The sequence below is a fragment of the Microbispora sp. CSR-4 genome (assembly GCF_008033685.1).
GTDB lineage: Bacteria > Actinomycetota > Actinomycetes > Streptosporangiales > Streptosporangiaceae > Microbispora.
The window spans coordinates 1-1,415 of sequence record NZ_VJVX01000166.1; the positions used below are offsets into that span (position 1 = coordinate 1).

Annotated in this window: 1 protein-coding gene; it reads left to right on the top strand. The window is 73.4% G+C overall.

Annotation, left to right across the window (positions count from 1 at the left end; translation table 11 throughout):
- Positions 1-1,043: 1,043 nt before the first annotated feature.
- On the top strand, positions 1,044-1,415 hold a 372-nt coding region (locus tag FLV34_RS39240), incomplete at its 3' end, for an HNH endonuclease signature motif containing protein (protein ID WP_187280875.1).

The window sequence follows — 1,415 nt, forward strand, 5'->3', positions numbered from 1 at the left end:
CCGACGACCCCAGCCAGGCCGACGACGCCGTCTCCGACGTGATGGGCGATCCGGGTGCTGAGGGCGGCATCGACGGCCCCGAGACCCCGGACGAGCTCGACACTGCTGAGGCTGTCCCCGCCACCGACCCTGCCGCTGGCTCCGGCGACGTCGCGACCGGACTTCGCGATGAGGAGCCTCGTGGCTGGGGAGCCGGTGAGTGCGGGGCCGGTGAGCGGCGGCCTGGGGAGTGCGAGCCGCGCAGCACCGCGAACACCGCCTGCGCCGAGGGCGACCACACCGCGAACGCCGACTCCGCCGAAGACGACGACACCGCGAGCACCCGCTCTGCCGAGAGCGACACGACCGCGCCTGCAGAGGGCGATGGCTGCGATCGCGGCGCGGCCCAGTCCGGAGCAACCCACGCCCGGCGGGGTGCGTCAGCATGGCTTGCTCACGGTGGCGGGCATTCGCACACAGCCCCTTCGCACACAGCCCCTTCGCACGCTGCCCCTTCGGGCACAGCCCCTTCGGACACAGCCCCTTCGGACGCAGTGCCTTCGGACACAGCCCCTTCGGACGCAGTGCCTTCGGGTGCGACGGCTTCGGATGCGCCGCCCTCGGAGGCAGCGCCCTCGGAGGCAGCGCCCTCGGAGGCAGCGCCCTCGGAGGCAGCGCCTTCGGAGGCGGTGTGGCCGGATCCTCCTCCCGAGGATGTCTCCGCTCATCACACCCACGGTGGGCCTCGGCCTGCGGGGGACTGCCGGCATGGCCAGGGCACGTGCCGGTGCGGCAGCCAGGGCGCGTGGCGGTGCAGTGGCGACGCGCGGTGCTCGTGCGCGACGCAGGCAGCGGGAACTCCGGGAACAGCAGCGGGAGCCGGGCGAGGGACGCCGGAGACGGCGCAGGAGGCATCGCAAGGAGCCGCACAGGGGGCATCGCGGGGAGCGGCGCAAGGTGCGTCACCGGGATCTCCGGGTGCGTCGGCGGGCGCGATGCCCGGGGCGTTCTTGGGGTCGGCGTTGGGAGCGTCGGCAGGCACGTTGCTGGGTGCGTCGTTGGGGATGGCACCGGGGACCGCGCCGGGGTTGCTGCTGGCGACCGGGCAGGTGCTGCCCGTCTCCAGCGTGCACCGCCTCGCCCGCACCTCGACTCTGGTGCGGATCGTCATGAACGCCGACGGGCAGGTCCTCGACATGGGCCGCAAGGTCCGCCTGGCCACTCCTGCCCAGCGCCGGGCCATCTTCGCCCGGTATGCCACGTGCTGGGTCGACGGCTGCCCGCTGCCGGCGACCATGTGCCAGATCGACCACGCCGACAACTGGAGCACCGGCGGCCTCACGGACCTGAAGCTGCTGGGCCCGGCCTGCCAGTTCCACAACCGCGACCGCTACCAGCACCCCGAGCGCTACACCCGCCGCAACGTAGGCGAAGAC